The following is a 20,347-nucleotide window of genomic DNA, read 5'->3' as shown; positions in this document are numbered from 1 at the left end:
CTAGGGGGAACCCAGTGCGCGCATCGGCCTTCCGTCGGACTCCCATCGCGCCCGGGCGGGACATGAGGGTCAACTTTCGCTCAGAAGTGACCCCCAAGTCCCGCCAGGGTGAGCCCGGGTGTCAGGGCACCTCGCACACGGCCGATGCGAGCGCCTCCTCGAGCGTCGCCCGCGCCTTCGCGTACCGGGACCGGGCGGTCGAGGCCTTGGTGTCGACCACCGCGGCGGCATCGGCGATCGACAGGCCCTCCCAGTGCACGAGCTCGACGAGCTCGCGCTGAGGCTCCGGGAGCGCGGCGATGGCGGCGCGCACATCGAGCGCGAGCGCCTCATCCGTGTCGAGGGGGATCGGCGCGAGCGCCGCGATCCTCTCCGTGAGCCTCAGCCGGCGCGACTCGTCGCGGCGGTGGCCTCGCAGGCACATGCGCGCGATGCCGAACAACCATGGCCTGAGCTGCTCCGACTCGCCGGGGGCGTCCGCCTTGCGCCGCCAAGCGATGAGCATGGTCTCGCCGAGCAGGTCTGCGGCCGCATCGGGGGAGCGGCGCTGCAGGTAGCGCAGGACATCGGCGCCGTGCTCGCGCATGGCGTCGGCGAGGGCGTCCTCGCGACGGGCGCGACCCGCGGCGCTCACTCGCCCACCTCGCAGGCCGTCTCGGGGGTGAGGTGCGCCATCGCGTCGACGCCCTGTGCGGTCATGCCGTCGAGGACGACCCTCATCGACGAGTGCAGGAACACCTCGTTCGCCGCGCTGCCAGGGATGACGTCGAGCTCCTCCTCGGTCAGATCGCCTCGACCCGCCTCCAGGTCGATCGCGGCGACCGCCGCGTAGCCGGCATCGATCCAGGACTCCCAGGTCTCGCGATCGGCGATCTCCTGCTGTGCCTCCGACGCGTCGTAGTGGGCGAGGAACTCGGCGCGGACGGAGCCGGCGTCGAGGTCGAGCAGCACGTGGGGATCGGACAGCGCCGCCTCGACGATGGCCGTCTGCTCCGCGGTGAGGTCGAGCGCCGTGATGCGCTCGACGCATCGGGTGCCATCCGGCAGGGTCGTCTGCCACTCGAAGCGCGTCGCCGCGCTCTCGGCGTCCGCGGTCAGGCTCATCCATGCGTCGCTGGCGTCGGACAGCGTCGCCGCGCCGTATGCAGCGCCGCCGACGAGTGCCGTCGCGCCCACCACGATTCCTGCGACCGCCCACCTCCGACGCGGGCGCCGTGTCGCGGTGGCCGTGCGCGCCTCCTCCACGAGCGCGCCGATCGCGGCGTCTAGCGCGGGACCGTCGGAGGCGGACGGAGGTGCCGAACGGGCGAGCAGGCGGTCGAGTTCACTCATCTGTGATGCATTCATACCCCCACATGCCGGGAGCCAAGCGAAACGTCCACGGCGATGTCGAACCCGGCGCGCGCATCGGCTCTCCGTGGTGCCCGCGCCCTGGAAGGCACTGAGTGCCGAAATCGGCCCGAAACCGGCACTCAGTGCCTTCCAAGGCGCGCGAGGCGACCCGCGACGGTGGCCAACAGTCGCTGGCGGCACCACTCGGGACGCTGGGTGATGTCGGTCCATCCGAACCGGATCACGGTGTAGCCGGCCGCCGTGAGGTCGGTCTGGCGCTCGCGGTCGACATCGCGCGCGCTCCTCGTCGAGTGGTACGCGTCTCCGTCGAGCTCGACGGCCACCAGCGCGCGCCTGTGCAGCATGTCCAGCGTCGGCCGACGCATGGGCAGCGCGACGGGAACCTGCCACTCGAACTCGCGGAAGCGGGCATCGGCGAAGGTCTCGTGCTTGGCCCGCACCTCGAGTGGGGAGGTCGCTCCCTCGGCGAACCAGTCCAGCACCCGCTCGAGATCGCGCCGCTTGGCGACCCGAGGAGCGCGGTCAAGCTCGCGCCGCAGTTCCCGCCAGGTGCACACGCGCGCCCACAGCGCCTCCCAGAGCACGGTCCGCCGCTCGCCCGTGGACGCGTACCTCCACGAGTCGAGCAGCGCCCGCTCGGGCACTGCGCACGGGATGCCGTGAGGGCTCGCGAGGGTGCGCAGCGGGCCCGTCTGGTGGAGCCTGATCCAGGCGGGCGGGCGCACGTGGTCGCTGCTCGCGGCGACGAGGTCCACGGTTGCGGGCGCCGCCAGACGTTCGGCGTAGAGGTGAAGAGCGGCTGCCCCGGTGAGTGCTGTGCGCGGATTCCACAGCACCGCGCCCTCGGCGCGCACCAAGGCCTCCATGGCGTGGGCCGGCGCGCAGTAGACACCGGGCAGGAGCCGCAGCGCCTGACCCCGCCGCAGTGCGGCATCCAGCGCGTGGCGAGACCATGCGCCCATCAGGTCGGTGCGAGTGAAGGCGTGGGCGTTGGCGGCGAGGAATGCGGGCGGGCTGCCGCGGAGGTCAGTGAGTCCCGGGATCGGCCGCATGCGCCCAGGGAACCGGCCGTGCGATGCCCAGGGGAAGTCCAGACGACGCTTCTGTGGACAAGGGCCTCGTCCTGGAAGGCACTCAGTGTTGGAATTGGGCCGAAACCGGCACTCAGTGCCTTCCACGAGGGAAGGAGAGACGCGCCGGGCCGATGCGTGGTCTGGGAGGGCAGCCCGACTCGCCAACGAGGGGCGAATCTGGCAGAATGGACCGCTGGCCATCCGGTTCACCGCGCGCAAGATCTGCATGACGGACCCGGAGGCACCTTAAAGGGAGATCATGAAGAAGGACATCCACCCCGAGTACGTGACCACCACTGTCACGTGCACCTGCGGCAACACCTTCGAGACCAAGTCCACCGTGACCGAGGGCTCGATCCACGCCGAGGTCTGCTCCGCGTGCCACCCGTTCTACACGGGCAAGCAGAAGATCATGGACACCGGCGGTCGCGTCGCGCGCTTCCAGAAGCGCTACGGCAACCAGAAGTAAGCCGAACCCCACACTTCACGCGACGACGACGTGGCCGAAGCCTTCGCCGCCGTCCAGCCGCTGCTGGACGAGTACGCCGACATCGAGCGCCAGCTCGCCGACCCCGACGTCCACTCTGACGCCGGCCGGTCGCGACAGCTGGGCCGTCGGTTCGCGGAGCTCGGCCGCGTCGTCGCTGCGCATCGTGCCTGGGAGACCGCCCAGGACGACCTCGAGGCCGCGCGCGAGATGGCCGATGCGGACCCCGAGTTCGCGGACGAGGTGCCGGCGCTCGAGCAGGCCGCCGAGCAGGCGACCGAGGACCTGCGCCGCATCCTCATCCCGCGCGACCCCGACGACGCCCGCGACGTGATCCTCGAGATCAAGTCCGGCGAGGGCGGCGAGGAGTCCGCGCTGTTCGCCGGCGACCTGCTGAAGATGTACCTCAAGTTCGCCGAGGGCAAGGGCTGGAAGGCCGAGGTCCTCGAGGCGACGCCCACCGACATGGGCGGGTTCAAGGACATCTCCGTCGCCGTGAAGGCGAAGGGCTCCGTCGAGCCCGAGGACGGCGTCTGGGCGCACCTCAAGTACGAGGGCGGCGTCCACCGCGTCCAGCGTGTTCCCGCGACCGAGTCGCAGGGCCGCATCCACACCTCCGCGGCGGGCGTGCTCGTGTACCCCGAGGCCGAGGAGGTCGAGGACGTCGAGCTCGACATGAACGACGTCCGCGTCGACGTGTACCGCTCGTCCGGCCCCGGAGGCCAGTCCGTCAACACCACGGACTCCGCCGTCCGCCTCACGCACCTGCCCACGGGCATCGTGGTGAGCTGCCAGAACGAGAAGAGCCAGCTCCAGAACAAGGAGTCGGCCATGCGCATCCTGCGTGCGCGCCTGCTCGCGGCGCAGCGCGAGGCCGCCGCCGCAGAAGCGCAGGACCTGCGCAAGTCCCAGGTGCGCACCGTGGACCGCTCCGAGCGGATCCGCACCTACAACTTCCCCGAGAACCGGATCGCGGATCACCGCACCGGTTACAAGGCGTACAACCTCGACCACGTCCTCGCGGGCGACCTGGGTCCCGTCGTCCAGTCCGCGATCGACGCCGACGAGGCCGCCCGACTCGAAGCGCACGGCGACTAGTGCCCACCGTCGGTGCACGCCTGCGAGAGATCACCCGCAGGCTGGCTGAGGCGGGCGTCCCCTCGCCCGAGGCCGATGCGGTCGTGCTCATGGCGCACACGTTCGGCTGGGAGCCGGGCGAGGTCCGCACCGCGGCCGCCCGCGACGACCACTGGCCGGGCGATGGCGACGACCTGCACCCCCTGGACCTCGACCTGCTCGAGGCCCGCGTCGAGCGCCGCATCGGGCGCGAGCCGCTCCAACACATCACCGGCAAGGCCTACTTCCGCGAGCTCACCCTCCAGGTGGGCGACGGCGTCTTCGTGCCGCGTCCCGAGACCGAGACCGTGGCGCAGGCGGCGATCGACGCGGCCCGCGCATCGGGGCCCGGTCGCGACGGCAAGGTGCGGGTCACCGACCTGTGCGCGGGCTCGGGGGCGATCGGCCTGTCCGTCGCGAGCGAGGTCGACAACGCCGAGGTGACGCTGGTCGAGGCCAGCGAGGGCGCGCAGGTCTACCTGCGCCTCAACGCCCGGTCGTTGCCGGACGGCGTGCGTCAGCGGGTGCGCCCGGTGCTCGGCGACGCTCGTCGCTGCCTGCACCTGTTCGAGGGGTGCGCCGACGTGGTCGTCACCAACCCTCCCTACATCCCGCCGGACGGCGTGCCGCGCGACCCCGAGGTGCGCGACTACGACCCGCCGGAGGCGCTGTACGGGATGGGCGAGGACGGCCTCGCGATCCCGCGCGCGATCATCGACGAGGCGGCGCGGCTGCTGCGCGTCGGCGGCACGCTGATCATGGAGCACGCGGACAACCAGGGCCCCGCGCTGCGCGCCTTCGTCGAGCGCTCCGAGTTCTGGGCGGACGCCCGGACGGAGCAGGACCTCACCGGGCGCGATCGCATGCTGATCGTGACGCGTGTGGGCGTCTGACACACTTGTCCTCGTGATCTACCCGTGCTTCGACCCCGCCACCTGGGGCCCGAGCCTCGACGCCGCGGTCGACGCGGTGAGGCGCGGCGCCGTCGTGGTCCTGCCGACCGACACGGTCTACGGCGTGGGCGCCGATGCGTTCGATGCCAAGGCCGTCGCGGCGGTTCTCGCTGCGAAGGGCAGGGGACGTCAGATGCCTCCGCCCGTGCTCATCCCGGACATCCGCACGGTCGATGGCCTCGCGCGCGACGTGCCCGCGCCCGCGCGCGCGCTGATGGAGGAGCTGTGGCCGGGTGCGCTCACGGTGATCGTGCACGCGCAGCCGTCGCTCGCGTGGGACCTGGGCGACACCCACGGCACCGTCGCGCTGCGCATGCCCGACCACGAGGCCGCTCTCGCGCTGCTGCGCCGCACCGGCCCGCTCGCCGTCACCAGCGCGAACCTCACCGGGCAACCGGCGGCGACGACTGCCGACGGCGCGCGCGAGCAGCTCGGCGACGCCGTCGCGGTCTACCTCGACGGCGGCGACAGCCCGCTCGGCACCGCGTCCACCATCGTCGACGCGACCGACCCCGAGGGACTGCGCGTGGTGCGCGACGGGGGAGTGACCCGCGAGCGGCTGGTCGAGATCGTCGGAGCGGCCGCCTTCGCGGCCGAGCCGGGCGACATGAGCGCCGATGCGGTCGCCGGCGGGGCGGGCGACGCTCGCCCGGGCGACTCCCGCCCTGGTGACACCGGCTCCGGCGCGGCATCCGCCCCGGACGGGCCCGCCGATCCCTCCGCGGAGCCCACCGGGTGAAGGTCTATCTGACGCTGCTCGTGGTGGCCGCCCTCATGGCGTACGCCGCGACGCCAGCGATGCGCCACCTCGCGTTCCGCGCCGGCGCCGTCACCGCGGTGCGCGACCGCGACGTGCACAAGCTGCCGACGGCTCGGCTGGGCGGCATCGCGATCTTCCTGGGGATCGCGGCGGGCATCGTGATCGCGCAGAACATCCCGTTCCTCGCGCCCGTGTTCGAGGCGTCCGGCGCCGTCTGGGGTGTGCTCGGCGGCGCCGCGATCGTGTGCGCGCTCGGCATGGCCGACGACATCTGGGACCTCGACTGGATGGCCAAGCTCGCGGGCCAGGTGCTCGCCGCGCTCGTCATGGCATGGGGCGGCGTGCAGCTCGTCACCGTGCCCATCGCGGGCCTCACGATCGGCAGCTCGTACCTGTCGCTGGCCGCGACCGTCATCGTGGTCGTGGTGGCGATGAACGCCGTGAACTTCGTCGACGGCCTCGACGGCCTCGCCGCGGGCATGGTCGCGATCGGCGGCGCGGCGTTCCTCACCTACACCTACGTGCTCGCGAGATCGGCCTCGCCGGGTGACTACTCGTCGCTCGCGTCGCTCATCCTCGCGGTCCTCGTGGGCGCGTGCCTGGGGTTCCTGCCGCACAACCTCCATCCGGCGCGCATCTTCATGGGCGACTCGGGCTCGATGGTGCTGGGCCTCACGATCGCGGGAGCCGCGATCGTGGTCACCGGCCAGATCGACCCGACGGTGGTGTCCGAGCGTGAGCGAATCCCCGCCTTCATCCCCATCGTGCTGCCGCTCATGGTGGTCGCGGTGCCGCTCATCGACATGACCCTCGCGGTCGTCAGGCGCCTGCTCAAGGGCCAGTCGCCCTTCATGCCCGACGCGCACCATCTGCACCACGTGCTGCTGCGCGCGGGCCACTCGCACCGATGGGCCGTGGGCGTCCTCTACGTGTGGACCGCGGTGCTGTCGTTCGGCACGGTGTCGCTCGTGTTCCTGCCGTGGGAGCAGTCCCTCGTGCTCGTGGGCGTGGGGCTCACCATCGCGGCGCTCATCACCTTCTCGCCCGCGCTGCGCCGGCGCCTGTCGAAGAGCTGGCGCGCAGCCGGCGACAAGGCCCGCCCGCTTCAGCGCATCACTCCCGAGGGCCACCACCGCGAGCACGACGACGACGGCGCGCTCGCCGACCACGCACCCGCTGGCGCGGCCCACGAGGGGCCGGCGAGCGCATCGGCCCCCACCACCGCACTGCCCACCAAGGAGCGTCCATGACCGCCGAGTCCACCACCTACCGCAAGGCGCTGCGCGTCACCGCGATCCTGGTCATCGGGCTGGCGGTCATCGCGGTGCCGGTCGGGCTGCTCGTGGGCGGCACCGCCGGCCTGGTCGCGGCGGAGATCGGCGTGCTGGTCGCCGCCTTGTCGGGCATCACGACCCAGGTCGCGATGGTCATCGGCCACGACCGCGAGCCGCACATCATGGCGGCCATCATGGGCGGCTCCTGGCTGCTCAAGATGCTCATCATCATCGTGGCGCTGCTGGTGCTCCAGGGCGTCGACGGATTCCACAAGGGACTCTTCGCAGGCTTCGCCGTCGCAGGGGTCCTCGGAACCCTTGCGGTGGACTTCTGGGTCATCCGATCCGCACGCATTCCGTACGTCGACCCGGGCGCCCGCAAGAACGGCGAATAATTCGCCTCTCGCGGTCGTCAGACCCCCGTATCTACGTTACGATTCTGGGGCATCACGGTAACGGCGCGCCGGGCCTCTTCGCCCCGCGCCAGCTTCTACCCCTGGAGAGACTTCTGTGGCGAATCTAGCCCTGGGCGCGGCCATGACGGCCACGACCGAGCTCGCGGCCGACGACGGCGACACCACCGGCTTCTTCGGGTGGCTCTTCTACTCCGACGGCTTCCACGCCCCGACCGTCGAGGAGTTCTTCCCTCCGGCCATCTTCGGCGAGGGAACGATCTTCGAGTTCAACCGCATCATGCTGGCGCGCGTCATCGCCGCCGCGGTGCTGATCCTGATCTTCTGGCTCGTCGCCCGCAAGGCGAAGGTCGTCCCCACCCGCGGTCAGTCCGTGGTGGAGATGCTGCTCGACTTCGTGCGCACGCAGATCGTCGAGCAGGTGATGGACAAGCACAACGCCAAGCGCTTCCTGCCGTTCCTCACCACGCTGTTCCTCGCGATCCTCGCGTTCAACATCACAGGTGTGATCCCGTTCATCAACATCGCGGGTACGTCGCTGATCGGCCTGCCGATCATCATGGCGCTGTGGGTGTACGTGCTGTACCTCGGCGTCGGCGTCAAGCAGCACGGGCTGGGTGGCTACCTCAAGCTGTCGCTCTTCCCGCCGGGCGTGCCCAAGGGCATCTACGTCCTGCTGACCCCCATCGAGTTCCTGCAGGTCTTCATCCTGCGACCCGCCACGCTCGCGCTGCGACTCGCCGCGAACATGATGGCCGGCCACCTGCTGCTGGTGCTGTGCTTCGCCGCCACGCAGTACTTCTTCTTCGAGGCCGCCGGCGCCATGAAGGCGATGGGCACCGTCACCTTCGCCGCTGGCTTCGCCTTCACGCTGTTCGAGATCTTCGTCGCAGCGCTGCAGGCCTACGTCTTCGTCATGCTGTCCGCCGTGTACATCAACATGGCTATCGAGGAAGAGCACTAAACCCCACACAGATGTGCGGCGTCGAGCGACGTCGCTCCAACGGAAGGAAAACACAGTGGACACCACCACTCTCGCGGAGGTCTCCGGCAACGTCGCGACCATCGGTTACGGTCTCGCCGCCACCGGCCCCGGCATCGGCCTCGGCATCCTGATCGGCAAGACCATCGAGGGCATGTCGCGCCAGCCCGAGGTTGCGGGCCAGCTGCGCGCCACCATGTTCATCGGTGTCGCGTTCGTCGAGGTGCTCGCGCTGCTCGGTCTGGTCACCGGCTTCCTCTTCACCTAAGCCACCATGACTGCACTCAGCCAGATCGTCGTGCTGGCGGCGGACGAGCACTCGGAGTCCACTCCGAACCCGCTCATCCCCGCCAACTACGACATCCTGTGGTCGACGATCATCTTCCTGATCATCGTCGGGGTCTTCATGTGGAAGATCCTGCCGAAGCTTCAGGCAGTGCTCGACGAGCGCGCGGAGAAGATCGAGGGCGGCATCCGCAAGGCGGAGGAGGCCCAGTCCGAGGCCGCCGCGGCGCTCGAGGAGTACACCGCGCAGCTGACCGAGGCACGCGCCGAGGCCGCACGCATCCGCGAGGACGCGCGCTCCGAGGCCGGACAGATCGTCTCCGAGACCCGCGAGTCCGCGGCCGGCGACGCTCAGCGCCTGGTCGAGACCGCCCAGAAGCAGATCGACGCCGAGCGCCAGCAGGCGATCGTGTCGCTGCGCACCGAGGTGGGCGCGCTCGCATCCGAGCTCGCGTCCCGCATCGTGGGCGAGTCCCTCAAGGATGACGCGCGCCAGCAGCGGATCATCGACTCCTTCCTCGACGACCTCGAGGCCCAGGTGTCGTCTGACAAGGCGAAGGGATAGAGCCGATGCGCGGAACCAGCCAGGCATCGCGCGATGCCGCGATGCGTGAGTTCGACCCGGTCGCCACGGCGGCGGGCAAGGACGGCATCGTGATCGCCGAGCAGCTGTTCGCTGTGGTCGACGCCCTGGACTCGTCGGGATCGCTGCGGCGAGCCCTGACGGATCCGGCGCGACCGGGGACGGACAAGGCCTCGCTGGTGAAGCAGCTGTTCGGCTCGCTCGACCCGCGCACGGTCGACGCGGTGGCCGCGTTCTCCGCGGCTCGCTGGTCGGACGAGGCGGACCTCGCGGAGTCGATCGACGACGCGGGCGAGCTCGCCCTCTTCGCCCACGCGGAGAACGCCGGCACGCTCGAGTCGGTCGAGGAGGAGCTGTTCCGCGTCGAGCGGATCCTCTCGGCCGAGCGCGACCTGCTGGTCGCGATGAGCAACCGCTCGGCGTCCAAGGAGCAGCGCCTCGGCCTGCTCGAGGCGACGCTCGGCGGCAAGCTGCACCCCACCACCTACGCGCTGCTGACGCGCGTGGTCGGGATGCCGCGCGGTCGCCGGCTCATCCCCGCGATCAACACGCTGCTGGAGCTCGCCGCGGATCGCCGCGGACGCTCCGTCGCGAACGTGACCGCCGCGGTCGAGCTGAGCGCCGCCCAGCGCCAGCGCCTCGCGGGCATCCTGAAGGACGCGTACGGCCGCGACATGCAGATCAACGTCGCCGTGGACCCCGAGGTCCTGGGCGGCATCCGAGTTCAGGTCGGGTCAGAGGTGGTGGACGGCACCGTCCTCGGCCGGCTCGACGAGGCACGACGACGACTCGTCGGCTAGCGAAGACCAACACCCGCGCCTACGCGGAAGTGACAGGAGAGAAGAGACATGGCTGACCTGACGATCAGTCCCGAGGCAATCCGGGATGCGCTCGACAGCTACGTGAAGTCGTACGAGCCCTCGGGCGTCGTGCGCGAGGAGACGGGCCGCGTGGTCCTCGCTGCCGACGGCATCGCGCAGGTCGAGGGCCTGCCGGGCTGCATGGCGAACGAGCTGCTGCGCTTCGAGGACGGGACGCTCGGCCTCGCGCTGAACCTCGACGTCCGCGAGATCGGCGTCGTGGTCCTCGGTGAGTTCACCGGCATCGAGGAGGGCCAGGAGGTCCACCGCACGGGCGAGGTCCTCTCGGTCGCGGTCGGCGACGGCTACCTCGGTCGCGTCGTGGACCCGCTGGGCAACCCGGTCGACGGCCTCGGCGACATCGAGACGGAGGCGCGCCGCGCCCTCGAGCTCCAGGCCCCCGGCGTCATGCAGCGCAAGTCGGTGCACGAGCCCCTGCAGACGGGTCTCAAGTCCATCGACGCGATGATCCCGATCGGCCGCGGCCAGCGCCAGCTGATCATCGGCGACCGCCAGACGGGCAAGACCGCCATCGCGATCGACACGATCATCAACCAGAAGGCGAACTGGGAGACCGGCGACCCGACCAAGCAGGTCCGCTGCATCTACGTCGCCATCGGCCAGAAGGGCTCGACCATCGCCTCGGTGCGTGGCGCCCTCGAGGAGGCCGGTGCGCTCGAGTACACGACGATCGTCGCGGCTCCCGCCTCCGACCCCGCGGGCTTCAAGTACCTCGCCCCGTACACCGGCTCGGCCATCGGCCAGCACTGGATGTACGACGGCAAGCACGTCCTCATCATCTTCGACGACCTGTCGAAGCAGGCCGAGGCCTACCGTGCCGTGTCGCTGCTGCTGCGTCGCCCGCCGGGCCGCGAGGCGTACCCCGGCGACGTGTTCTACCTGCACTCCCGCCTGCTCGAGCGTTGCGCGAAGCTGTCGGACGAGATGGGCGCCGGCTCGATGACGGGTCTGCCGGTCATCGAGACCAAGGCGAACGACGTGTCGGCGTACATCCCGACCAACGTCATCTCCATCACGGACGGCCAGATCTTCCTGCAGTCCGACCTGTTCAACGCCAACCAGCGTCCCGCGATCGACGTCGGCATCTCGGTGTCGCGCGTCGGTGGCTCCGCGCAGGTGAAGGCGATGAAGAAGGTCTCCGGAACGCTGAAGATCGACCTCGCCCAGTACCGCTCGCTCGAGGCGTTCGCGATGTTCGCGTCCGACCTCGACGCGGCGTCGCGCCAGCAGCTGACGCGTGGTGCCCGCCTCATGGAGCTGCTCAAGCAGCCCCAGTACTCGCCGTACCCCGTGGAGGAGCAGGTCGTCTCGATCTGGGCCGGCACCAAGGGCAAGCTGGACAAGGTCCAGGTGGCCGACGTGCTGCGCTTCGAGCGCGAGCTGCTCGACCACCTGCGTCGCTCGACGTCGGTGCTGACCGACATCGCCGACTCCGGCCAGCTGTCGGACGAGACCGAGGCCGCGCTCGAGGCGGCCGTCGACGACTACCTGTCGACCTTCCTTGCCTCTGAGGGCACGGAGCTGTCGACCGACGCGGCGATCGAGGGCGGCGGCGACGCCGAGTCCGAGCAGGAGCAGATCGTCGCGAAGAAGAAGAAGTAGGGACGCATGGCAGGCCAGCAGCGCGTCTACAAGGCGCGCATCAAGTCGACACAGTCGCTGAAGAAGATCTTCCGTGCGATGGAGCTCATTGCTGCCTCACGCATCGGCAAGGCTCGCGACCGTGTGACCGCGGCGGCCCCGTACGCGAAGGCTCTCACCCGCGCGATCAGCGCAGTGGCGACGCACTCCAGCGTCGACCACCCGCTGACGAGCGAGCGCACCGACACCAACCGTGTCGCGGTGCTCGTGGTGAGCGCCGACCGCGGCATGGCGGGCGCCTACTCGGCGAACGCCATCCGCGAGGCCGAGCGCCTGCGTGAGCGTCTTCAGCGCGAGGGCAAGGAAGTGGTGCAGTACGCCGTGGGCCGTCGTGCCGTGTCGTACTTCAACTTCCGTCACCGCGAGATGGCGGGCCAGTGGACGGGCGGCTCCGACGCCCCGTCCCTCGAGACCGCGCGTGAGATCGGTGAGGCGCTGTACGAGGCCTTCATCGCTCCCGCGGACGAGGGCGGCGTCTCCGAGCTGCACATCGTCTACACGCACTTCACGTCGATGGTCTCCCAGGAGCCGCGGGTCATCCGCCTGCTGCCCCTGGAGATCGTCGAGGGCGTGGCGGAGCCGGGCGAGGACGTCGAGCCGCTGTACGAGTTCGAGCCGTCTCCTGAGGCCGTGCTCGACGCGGCACTGCCGCGCTACATCGAGGTTCGTGTCTACAACTGCCTGCTGCAGTCCGCGGCATCGGAGCTGGCCAACCGCCAGCGCGCGATGAACACCGCGGTCTCGAACGCCGAGGACATCATTCGTCAGTACACCCGGCTCGCCAACTCGGCGCGCCAGGCCGAGATCACCCAGGAAATCAGCGAGATCGTCTCGGGCGCCGATGCGCTCGCGGCCTCGTGATCGGAAGCGAGACACCCATGACCCCCACCGCGAAGACCGCGAACAAGCCCGCGGACGCGACCCCGGCCGAGGCCAAGGACGCTCCCGCCACCCCCGTGACCGGCCGCGTCGCTCGAGTGATCGGCCCCGTCGTCGACATCGAGTTCCCGGCGGACGCGATCCCCGACATCTACCACGCGCTCACGGTCGACATCGACCTGTCGGCGCAGGGTGAGGACGAGGGCATCCTGCACATGACGCTCGAGGTCGCTCAGCACCTCGGCGACAACATGGTGCGCGCCGTCGCCCTGAAGCCCACCGACGGCCTGGTGCGCGGCGCGATCGTCGCCGACACCGGCGCCCCGATCTCGGTGCCCGTCGGCGACGTCACCACCGGCCACGTGTTCAACGTGACCGGCGAGGTGCTCAACGCCAAGGAGGGCGAGACGCTCGAGATCACCGAGCGTTGGCCCATCCACCGCAAGCCCCCGGCCTTCGACCAGCTCGAGTCCAAGACCGAGATGTTCGAGACCGGCATCAAGTCGATCGACCTCCTCACGCCCTACGTGCAGGGTGGAAAGATCGGCCTCTTCGGTGGTGCGGGCGTCGGCAAGACGGTCCTCATCCAGGAGATGATCTACCGCGTCGCCAACAACCACAACGGTGTGTCGGTGTTCGCCGGCGTCGGCGAGCGCACCCGTGAGGGCAACGACCTCATCGACGAGATGACCGAGTCGGGCGTCATCAACCAGACCGCCCTGGTCTTCGGCCAGATGGACGAGCCGCCGGGCACGCGTCTGCGCGTCGCCCTGTCCGCCCTGACGATGGCGGAGTACTTCCGCGACGTGCAGAAGCAGGACGTGCTGCTGTTCATCGACAACATCTTCCGCTTCACCCAGGCGGGCTCCGAGGTGTCGACCCTGCTGGGCCGCATGCCCTCGGCGGTGGGCTACCAGCCCAACCTGGCGGACGAGATGGGTCAGCTCCAGGAGCGCATCACGTCGACGCGCGGCCACTCGATCACCTCGCTGCAGGCGATCTACGTCCCCGCGGACGACTACACCGACCCGGCGCCTGCGACGACGTTCGCGCACCTCGACGCGACCACCGAGCTGTCGCGTGAGATCGCCTCGCGTGGTCTGTACCCCGCGATCGACCCGCTGGCCTCGACCTCGCGCATCCTCGACCCGCGCTACGTGGGCCAGAAGCACTACGAGACCGCGAACGACGTGAAGTCGATCCTCCAGCGCAACAAGGAGCTGCAGGACATCATCGCGATCCTCGGTGTCGACGAGCTGTCCGAGGAGGACAAGATCATCGTCGCCCGTGCGCGCAAGATCCAGCAGTTCCTGTCGCAGAACACCTACATGGCGACGCAGTTCACCAGCGTTCCCGGTTCGACGGTTCCGCTCGACGAGACCATCGAGGGCTTCTCGGGTCTGGTCAACGGCGCCTACGACCACATCGCCGAGCAGGCGTTCTTCAACATCGGTGGTCTTGAGGACCTCGAGAAGAACTGGAACCGCATCCAGAAGGAGATCGGCTGATCATGGCCGGCCCCCTGACCGTCGACGTCGTCGCCCAGGACCGCACCCTGTGGTCCGGGACGGCGGATCGCGTGATCGCCCCCTCCGTGGAGGGGGAGATCGGTCTGCTCGCCAACCACGAGCCCGTGCTGGCGCTCCTCAAGGAGGGCACGGTGCGCGTGCGCAGCGAGGCCGAGACCCACGAGTTCGCGATCGAGCAGGGATTCCTGTCGTTCGACCACAACGTCATCACCATCGGCTGCACGCCGGCGGAGCCCCACGAGGACTGACCGCCGATGCGCGTCGTGATCGCGCGCTGCGCCGCCCGGTACTCCGGGCGGCTCAGCGCGCATCTGCCTCTTGCGACCCGGGCCATCATGGTCAAGGCCGATGGCTCGGTGCTGCTGCACTCCGACGGCGGCTCGTACAAGCCGCTCAACTGGATGAGCCCGCCGTGCACCACCCGCGAGGTCGAGCCGACCCCTGAGCAGGCCGAGTCCGGCGTGACGCAGGTGTGGACGGTCCAGCACGACAAGACGGACGACCGCCTCGAGATCGAGGTGCACGAGGTCCTGGCGGACACCGAGCACGAGCTCGGCGTCGACCCGGGTCTCATCAAGGACGGCGTCGAGGCGCACCTGCAGGAGCTGCTCGCGGATCAGATCGTCCTGCTCGGCGACGGCCACACGCTGGTGCGTCGCGAGTACATGACGGCGATCGGCCCGGTCGACATCCTCGCGAAGTCGCCCACGGGCGGCTCGGTCGCGGTGGAGATCAAGCGCCGCGGCGAGATCGACGGCGTCGAGCAGCTCACGCGCTACCTCGAGCTCATGAACCGCGACCCGCTGCTCAGCCCGGTCGAGGGCGTGTTCGCGGCGCAGGAGATCAAGCCGCAGGCGCGCGTCCTGGCACAGGATCGGGGCATCCGCTGCCTCATCCTCGACTACGACGCCATGCGCGGGGCCGACGACCCCACCACCCGCCTGTTCTAGCGGGAGCCAGCCCGCGCATCGGCCCTCCGCGGCCGTCGTCGCACATGCAGCCCTGGTGCGCGGGTACCGCCACGACTGACGCCCGGCTGAGCGTCAGTGGGGACGATGCACGCGCCGGGTGGGGTGCGTCAGCCCGGCTGGGTCAGGGGTAGCCACTCGAGGACGCGGGGGATCTGCTCGTCCCACGCGGGCCAGTCGTGCGCGCCCGCCGACTCCGAGTACTCGAGCGCCACCCCGGAGGAGGCGCACGTGTCGCGGAAGGTGCGGCTCTCCTCGAGCAGGAAGTCCTCGGTCCCGCACCATGCCCACAGGCGGGGGAGAGCGCCGGGGTCGGCGCGTCGCACGAGGTCGATGACGTCCTCCGATGCCTCGCGGGCGATCTCCGGCGAGCCGAAGGTGCGCCGCCACTCCTCGGGGTAGGAGTTGGGGCGCGCTGTCACGTCCAGCCCGCCGGACATGCTCGCGGCGGCGGCGAAGCGCTCGGGCCTGCGCAGCGCGAGCTTCATGGCGCCGTAGCCGCCCATCGAGAGCCCGGCGACGAACGTGTCCTCGCGGCGGTCCGACAGCGGGAAGAAGCCGCGCATGACGGCGGGCAGCTCCTCGGCAAGATGCTCGAAGTACCGGAACCCGTCCGCCTGGTTCGCGTAGTACGAGCGGTGCACCGCGGGCATGACCACGGCGAGCGGCATGCCGGCGACGTAGCGCTCGAGCGACGTGTGGCGGGTCCAGCTCGCGTCGTCCTGTGACAGCCCGTGGAGGAGGTACAGCGTCGGCAGGCGGTCGGGGATGGCCGATGCGCCCTCGACTCCCGCCTCATACGCGGCCTGGGGAAGGATCACGGTGGTCGTGGTCGACAGGCCGAGCACGTCGGAGAACCATCGGACGGTGATGAGCGCCATGCGGGACAGCCTAGGGGGCGGGGTTACCCTGGTCGCCATGACCCGCAAGGCCCCGAAGAGGGTGCGCCAGCCGCTGAGCCGTCACGAGGACGGCGCGCACCTGTACGCGCCGTACTGGGGCCACGTGAAGGCGGGGCTCGCGAGCCTCGTGCCGTTCGTCATCCTGTACTTCGTGGTCCAGCCGCTCGACGAGGCGATGGGGTCGCTCGGAGCCGGCGGCTACACCGTCGCGCCCGTGCTGATCGTGGTCTACGCGTGCGGGTGGGCGGCCGGCTCCGTCGCGCTGCTGCACCTGCTGCGGTTCAGCCAGTCCCGCCTGCGCCACTTCCTGACGTGGGCGCTCGCGGGAGCGGTGGCTCTCACCGCGCTCCTGGCCGGCATCCTCACGCTGGTGAGGCTCGGCGTCGAGGGCACAGCGGACGTGTGGAACGTCAGCTCGTTCGGCACGGTGATGCTCACGGCCCCGTTGCTCGGTGCGGCCGGTGCGGCGCTGGGGCGGTGGGCGCTCGCCCCGTCCATCCAGTGGCACCGCTGGCTCGAGCGCGAGCCGCTGCCGGACGCGCTCGTGTTCGTCGAGGGCAAGCACGACAAGGACGACTTCGAGCGGATGTGAGCGGGCCGAGCGCGGCCCGGCGCGCGCATCGGCGCTACAGCCCAGGAGGTCGACTGACCGACTGGTAGAAAATGTCGAAACGTTCGGATACCCTGGTGCGCATGACGACGACGCCTGCACGCTTCCCCGACGGCTTCCTGCTCGGTGCCGCGACCGCCTCCTACCAGATCGAGGGCGGCGCGAAGGAGGGCGGGCGCGGCCCGTCCATCTGGGACACCTTCTGCGCGACGCCGGGCAAGGTGGTCGGCGGCGACAACGGCGACGTCGCGTGCGACCACTTCCACCGCTGGTCCGAGGACGTCGACATGATGGTCGAGCTGGGCCTCGAGGCCTACCGCTTCTCGATCGCGTGGCCGCGCGTGCAGCCGGGCGGCACCGGAGAGTTCAACGCTGAGGGCATTGCCTTCTACCGCGGCCTCGTCGACCGCCTCCTCGCCGAGGGCATCAAGCCCCTCATCACCCTCTACCACTGGGACCTGCCCCAGGAGCTCGACGACGAGGGCGGCTGGCTCAGCCGCGACACGGTCGACGCTTTCGTGGTCTACGCGACCCGCATGGCGCAGGAGTTCGGCGCCGACGTCGACATGTGGACCACCTTCAACGAGCCGTGGGTGAGCTCGTTCGTGGGCTACGGCGCGGGCGCGCACGCCCCCGGCCACGCGGACGACGCCGAGGCGCTCACCGCCGCCCACCACCTCAACCTCGCCCACGCCCGCGCGTACAAGGCCATCAAGGCCGTGGCGCCGAACGCCCAGGTGGGCATGGTCAACAACTGCCACGTGCCGCGGCCGTGGGACCCGTCGAGCGAGGGCGACCGCGCCGCCGCCGCGCACATCGACGCGCTCGCGAACACGATGTTCCACCAGCCGTTCACGCTCGGCACCTACCCGGAGGTCCTGAAGCCGAACACGGCGCACATCACCGACTGGTCGTTCGTCCACGACGGCGACCTCGAGGAGATGCACGGCGCCGTCGACTGGTTCGGCATCAACTACTACGCCTCGCACGTGGTGCGCCACAACCCGAACAAGGGCGTCGAGGTCTCGGAGCTCGCGACCCTCGCGGACGGTCACAAGGCCGGCGCGAACACCTGCTGGCCCGGCGACGAGGAGATCGAGTTCATGCCGCCCACCGGCAAGGTGACGGCGATGGGCTGGAACGTCGACCCCTCGGCGTTCCACGCGCACATCCTCAAGACCCACCGAGAGACCGGCAAGCCGCTGTACGTCACCGAGAACGGCTCCGCGTGGGACGACGTCGTGGACGAGGACGGCCGCGTGCGCGACGCCGACCGCATCGACTACCTGCACGGACACCTCGACGCGGTCCTCAAGGCGATCGCCGAGGGCGCCGACGTGCGCGGCTACATGGCGTGGTCGCTCATGGACAACTTCGAGTGGGCGCAGGGCTACGCCAAGCGCTTCGGCATCGTGCGGGTCGACTACGACACGCTCGAGCGCCGCTGGAAGGACTCGGCGTACTACTACCGCGAGGTCGTGCGTCGTCGCGAGCTGGTGCCGGCCGAGGAAGCCGACGCCCTCGCCGCCACGCCGCCCCGCACCTTCTGAGCGCGGGCGGGGAGGCCGGCGAGCGCATCGGCCCTCCGAAGTCTGACGTCCACTCTGACCCTTCCGCGCCGACAGTCCCGAACGTCGCGGCAGCGACACGCGGCCGAGAACGGCTCGAAACGGGCCGCAGTCGGGGTGTCGTCGCCGCAGATGTTCGGAACTGTCGGGAGGGGAGCGGAAGCCGCCCGTAAACTGGCTCCCATGCCCTCCAAGCGCCGGTCCTCGAAGCGGCCGTACGGGCAGCCGCATCAGGAGCTGGACGTCGACCGCCTCGCGAACGCGACGGGCGGGCGGCGCGAGATGGGCCCCGGCGGCGAGGAGCACATCGTGGTGACGCCGCGGCCCTCGGAGAAGACCTACGTGTGCCCGGGCTGCGGCCAGGACATCGACGGCGCGACCCAGCACCTCGTGGCGTGGCCCGCCGACGGCCTGTTCGGCGCGGAGGCCGCCGCGGCCCAGCGCCGCCACTGGCATACGAACTGCTGGACCACGTTCGGGAGGACCCGTGGCTGAGATGACCGAGATCCGCTCGATGACGGTGCTGCCCGCCGTCCGCGAGGACATCGTGCTGACCACCGAGGATGGCCTCGAGCTCGTGGGGGAGCTCGCCCTGCCGGCCTCGGGGGAGGTGACGGCCACGCTCATCACGCTCCACCCGCTGCCGACCCACGGCGGCTTCATGGACTCGCACGTGTTCCGCAAGGCCGCGTGGCGCCTGCCGCACCTCGCCAACGTCGCGGTGATCCGCTTCAACACCCGCGGCACCACCTCGCCTCGGGGCACCTCGGAGGGCCAGTTCGAGGAGGGTGTGGGGGAGAGGGCCGATGCGCGCGCGGCCGTGGAGTTCGCCGTCGCCCGTGGGCTCCCTCACCGGTGGCTGGTGGGGTGGAGCTTCGGCACCGAGCTCGCGCTCATGCACGGCAGCGAGCTCGACGTCGAGGGAGCGATCCTGCTGTCGCCCCCGCTGCACCGCGCGCAGCCGTCCGACCTGGAGGCCTGGGCGGCGACGGGCAAGCCGGTGACGGCGCTCGTGCCCGAGCACGACGACTTCCTGAAGCCCGACGAGGCGCGGGAGCGCTTCGCGCCGCTGACGCAGCTCGAGCTGATCCCGGTCGAGGGCGCCAAGCACCTATGGGTGGGGGAGCCGTACGTGCGGATCGTGCTGGACGCGATCGTGGAGCGGGTGGCGCCGGACAGCGCTCCGCTGCCCACCGAGGTGCCTGCCGACATCGTCGACTAGGACGTGGTGCAATGGGTGGGACAGCCCGCCCCCCCTCAGCAGGGAGTCACCGTGAGCCAGACCGACGTGTCCGCCGAGACCGAACCCTCCGACGCCGACCCCGCCGTCCCCGAGCCCACCGCGACGCCCGTGGTGCTGCTCAACGCGTTCCCTGCCGACCGCGCCCAGTGGGAGCCGCTCATCGCCGCCTGGGGCGACCAGGTCGAGGGCGACGTCATCACCTTCGACATGCCGGGCATCGGCGAGATGCCGCTCACCGACGAGGAGCCCGGCCTCGAGCTCATCGCCGACGCCGCGGTGCTCGCGATGCGGGAGGCCACCGGAGCGGACGCGGCCGTCTGGATCGGGTGCTCGATGGGCGGCTACGTGGCGCTCGCGGTCGCGGAACGGTGGCCCGATGCGGTCGCCGGGCTCGGCCTGGTGTGCACCAAGGCGACGGCGGACGACGATGCGGCGCGCGACAAGCGGCTGACGCTCGCCGACTCCGTCGAGCACGCGGACGGACTGCCCGACCCGCGCGCGACCGCCGAGGGCCTCATCGGCACCCAGGGCGCCGCGCGCGAGGAGCTGGTCGAGTGGGCGACCGCGAACGTCGCGCGCCAGGGAGGGGACGGCGTCGCCTGGGGCCAGCGGGCGATGGCTGCCCGGCCGGACCGCACCGAGGTGCTCCGCGGCGTCGACGCACCGGTCGTGGTGGTCATCGGCGACCAGGACTCGATCCTGCGCCGCGAGGACGGCGCCGCGATGGCCGAGGCGGCGGGCGTCGAGGCCGTGGTGCTCGCCGGCGTCGGCCACCTGGCGGCCGTCGAGGCGCCCGTCGAGGTCGCGCGGGCGCTGCTGCCGCTGCTCGACTGAGCGCGGTTCGGGC

24 protein-coding genes are annotated in these 20,347 nt (G+C 70.6%); 20 read left to right on the top strand and 4 right to left on the bottom strand.

Going from position 1 to position 20,347, the window contains the following annotated elements:
* Nucleotides 1-121 precede the first annotated feature (121 nt).
* The 3 genes from B7K25_RS13960 to B7K25_RS09310 all read right to left on the bottom strand — a co-directional run bounded on the left by B7K25_RS13960 (nucleotide 122) and on the right by B7K25_RS09310 (nucleotide 2,405).
* Entirely contained in the window at nucleotides 122-634 is a 513-nt protein-coding gene (locus tag B7K25_RS13960; RefSeq protein ID WP_234988155.1) for an RNA polymerase sigma factor, read from the bottom strand.
* Nucleotides 631-1,332, bottom strand: a complete 702-nt coding sequence (locus B7K25_RS13955; protein WP_234988154.1) for a hypothetical protein — start codon at nucleotides 1,330-1,332, stop codon at nucleotides 631-633. Before B7K25_RS13955 ends, B7K25_RS13960 begins: the two co-directional genes overlap by 4 nt.
* Before the next feature lie 140 nt (nucleotides 1,333-1,472).
* A complete protein-coding gene (locus B7K25_RS09310; protein ID WP_159450172.1) occupies nucleotides 1,473-2,405 on the bottom strand; it encodes a DUF559 domain-containing protein in 933 nt (310 codons plus the stop codon).
* A 280-nt stretch (nucleotides 2,406-2,685) separates the two neighbouring features.
* On the opposite strand from B7K25_RS09310, the gene rpmE reads away from it, so the two are divergent.
* The 15 genes from rpmE to nucS all read left to right on the top strand — a co-directional run bounded on the left by rpmE (nucleotide 2,686) and on the right by nucS (nucleotide 15,159).
* Nucleotides 2,686-2,895, top strand: coding sequence for a 50S ribosomal protein L31 (gene rpmE / locus B7K25_RS09305; protein WP_084105693.1), 210 nt, complete (start codon nucleotides 2,686-2,688; stop codon nucleotides 2,893-2,895).
* Between the two features lie 30 nt (nucleotides 2,896-2,925).
* On the top strand, nucleotides 2,926-4,011 hold the full coding sequence (prfA, locus tag B7K25_RS09300) for a peptide chain release factor 1 (RefSeq protein ID WP_084105691.1): 1,086 nt from the start codon (nucleotides 2,926-2,928) through the stop codon (nucleotides 4,009-4,011).
* Nucleotides 4,011-4,922 carry a peptide chain release factor N(5)-glutamine methyltransferase gene (gene prmC / locus B7K25_RS09295; protein WP_234988153.1) on the top strand — a complete coding sequence of 304 codons (912 nt, stop codon included), beginning with the start codon at nucleotides 4,011-4,013 and terminating at the stop codon, nucleotides 4,920-4,922. The genes prfA and prmC overlap by 1 nt, the downstream gene beginning before the upstream one ends.
* Nucleotides 4,923-4,935: 13 nt before the next feature.
* Entirely contained in the window at nucleotides 4,936-5,721 is a 786-nt protein-coding gene (locus B7K25_RS09290; protein ID WP_371328297.1) for an L-threonylcarbamoyladenylate synthase, read from the top strand.
* Nucleotides 5,718-6,992 (top strand): MraY family glycosyltransferase, encoded by a 1,275-nt coding sequence (locus B7K25_RS09285; RefSeq protein ID WP_084105689.1) that lies wholly within the window; start codon nucleotides 5,718-5,720, stop codon nucleotides 6,990-6,992. The genes B7K25_RS09290 and B7K25_RS09285 overlap by 4 nt, the downstream gene beginning before the upstream one ends.
* Nucleotides 6,989-7,411 (top strand): hypothetical protein, encoded by a 423-nt coding sequence (locus B7K25_RS09280; RefSeq protein WP_084105687.1) that lies wholly within the window; start codon nucleotides 6,989-6,991, stop codon nucleotides 7,409-7,411. The genes B7K25_RS09285 and B7K25_RS09280 overlap by 4 nt, the downstream gene beginning before the upstream one ends.
* Before the next feature lie 142 nt (nucleotides 7,412-7,553).
* Nucleotides 7,554-8,393, top strand: a complete 840-nt coding sequence (atpB, locus tag B7K25_RS09275; protein WP_084105685.1) for a F0F1 ATP synthase subunit A — start codon at nucleotides 7,554-7,556, stop codon at nucleotides 8,391-8,393.
* A 55-nt stretch (nucleotides 8,394-8,448) separates the two neighbouring features.
* Nucleotides 8,449-8,679 carry an ATP synthase F0 subunit C gene (gene atpE / locus B7K25_RS09270; protein ID WP_084101823.1) on the top strand — a complete coding sequence of 77 codons (231 nt, stop codon included), beginning with the start codon at nucleotides 8,449-8,451 and terminating at the stop codon, nucleotides 8,677-8,679.
* Nucleotides 8,680-8,685: 6 nt separating this feature from the next.
* Nucleotides 8,686-9,261, top strand: a complete 576-nt coding sequence (locus B7K25_RS09265; RefSeq protein WP_084105683.1) for a F0F1 ATP synthase subunit B — start codon at nucleotides 8,686-8,688, stop codon at nucleotides 9,259-9,261.
* A gap of 5 nt (nucleotides 9,262-9,266) precedes the next feature.
* Nucleotides 9,267-10,079 (top strand): F0F1 ATP synthase subunit delta, encoded by an 813-nt coding sequence (locus B7K25_RS09260; protein ID WP_084105681.1) that lies wholly within the window; start codon nucleotides 9,267-9,269, stop codon nucleotides 10,077-10,079.
* Nucleotides 10,080-10,127: 48 nt separating this feature from the next.
* Nucleotides 10,128-11,762, top strand: coding sequence for a F0F1 ATP synthase subunit alpha (gene atpA, locus B7K25_RS09255; protein WP_084105679.1), 1,635 nt, complete (start codon nucleotides 10,128-10,130; stop codon nucleotides 11,760-11,762).
* 6 nt (nucleotides 11,763-11,768) lie between these two features.
* Nucleotides 11,769-12,662: a F0F1 ATP synthase subunit gamma gene (locus B7K25_RS09250; RefSeq protein ID WP_084105677.1), complete on the top strand. Its 894-nt coding sequence runs from the start codon at nucleotides 11,769-11,771 to the stop codon at nucleotides 12,660-12,662.
* Nucleotides 12,663-12,679: 17 nt separating this feature from the next.
* Nucleotides 12,680-14,188, top strand: a complete 1,509-nt coding sequence (gene atpD, locus B7K25_RS09245) for a F0F1 ATP synthase subunit beta (RefSeq protein ID WP_084105675.1) — start codon at nucleotides 12,680-12,682, stop codon at nucleotides 14,186-14,188.
* Nucleotides 14,189-14,190: 2 nt separating this feature from the next.
* Entirely contained in the window at nucleotides 14,191-14,457 is a 267-nt protein-coding gene (locus B7K25_RS09240; RefSeq protein ID WP_084105673.1) for a F0F1 ATP synthase subunit epsilon, read from the top strand.
* 6 nt (nucleotides 14,458-14,463) lie between these two features.
* Nucleotides 14,464-15,159 carry an endonuclease NucS gene (nucS, locus tag B7K25_RS09235; RefSeq protein ID WP_084105671.1) on the top strand — a complete coding sequence of 232 codons (696 nt, stop codon included), beginning with the start codon at nucleotides 14,464-14,466 and terminating at the stop codon, nucleotides 15,157-15,159.
* Between the two features lie 128 nt (nucleotides 15,160-15,287).
* On the opposite strand, the gene B7K25_RS09230 is transcribed toward nucS, so the two are convergent.
* Complete coding sequence (locus tag B7K25_RS09230; protein ID WP_084105670.1) at nucleotides 15,288-16,058, bottom strand: alpha/beta hydrolase family protein; 771 nt, start codon at nucleotides 16,056-16,058, stop codon at nucleotides 15,288-15,290.
* 37 nt (nucleotides 16,059-16,095) lie between these two features.
* Here B7K25_RS09230 and B7K25_RS09225 point away from each other — a divergent pair, with 37 nt between their 5' ends.
* The 5 genes from B7K25_RS09225 to B7K25_RS09205 all read left to right on the top strand — a co-directional run bounded on the left by B7K25_RS09225 (nucleotide 16,096) and on the right by B7K25_RS09205 (nucleotide 20,334).
* Nucleotides 16,096-16,671: a hypothetical protein gene (locus B7K25_RS09225; protein ID WP_084105668.1), complete on the top strand. Its 576-nt coding sequence runs from the start codon at nucleotides 16,096-16,098 to the stop codon at nucleotides 16,669-16,671.
* Between the two features lie 101 nt (nucleotides 16,672-16,772).
* The gene (locus B7K25_RS09220) at nucleotides 16,773-18,239 is read left to right on the top strand and encodes a glycoside hydrolase family 1 protein (protein ID WP_084105666.1); all 1,467 of its coding nucleotides are present in this window, start codon (nucleotides 16,773-16,775) and stop codon (nucleotides 18,237-18,239) included.
* Between the two features lie 201 nt (nucleotides 18,240-18,440).
* The gene (locus tag B7K25_RS09215; protein WP_084105664.1) at nucleotides 18,441-18,752 is read left to right on the top strand and encodes a hypothetical protein; all 312 of its coding nucleotides are present in this window, start codon (nucleotides 18,441-18,443) and stop codon (nucleotides 18,750-18,752) included.
* A 1-nt stretch (nucleotide 18,753) separates the two neighbouring features.
* Entirely contained in the window at nucleotides 18,754-19,479 is a 726-nt protein-coding gene (locus B7K25_RS09210) for an alpha/beta hydrolase (protein WP_084105662.1), read from the top strand.
* 51 nt (nucleotides 19,480-19,530) lie between these two features.
* Nucleotides 19,531-20,334, top strand: a complete 804-nt coding sequence (locus B7K25_RS09205; protein WP_234988152.1) for an alpha/beta fold hydrolase — start codon at nucleotides 19,531-19,533, stop codon at nucleotides 20,332-20,334.
* Nucleotides 20,335-20,347 lie beyond the last annotated feature (13 nt).

Source organism: Demequina sp. NBRC 110056 (assembly GCF_002090155.1).
Taxonomy (GTDB): domain Bacteria; phylum Actinomycetota; class Actinomycetes; order Actinomycetales; family Demequinaceae; genus Demequina.
The sequence above is the reverse complement of the archived record's forward strand: the minus strand, read 5'-3'. Positions and strand labels throughout refer to the sequence as shown.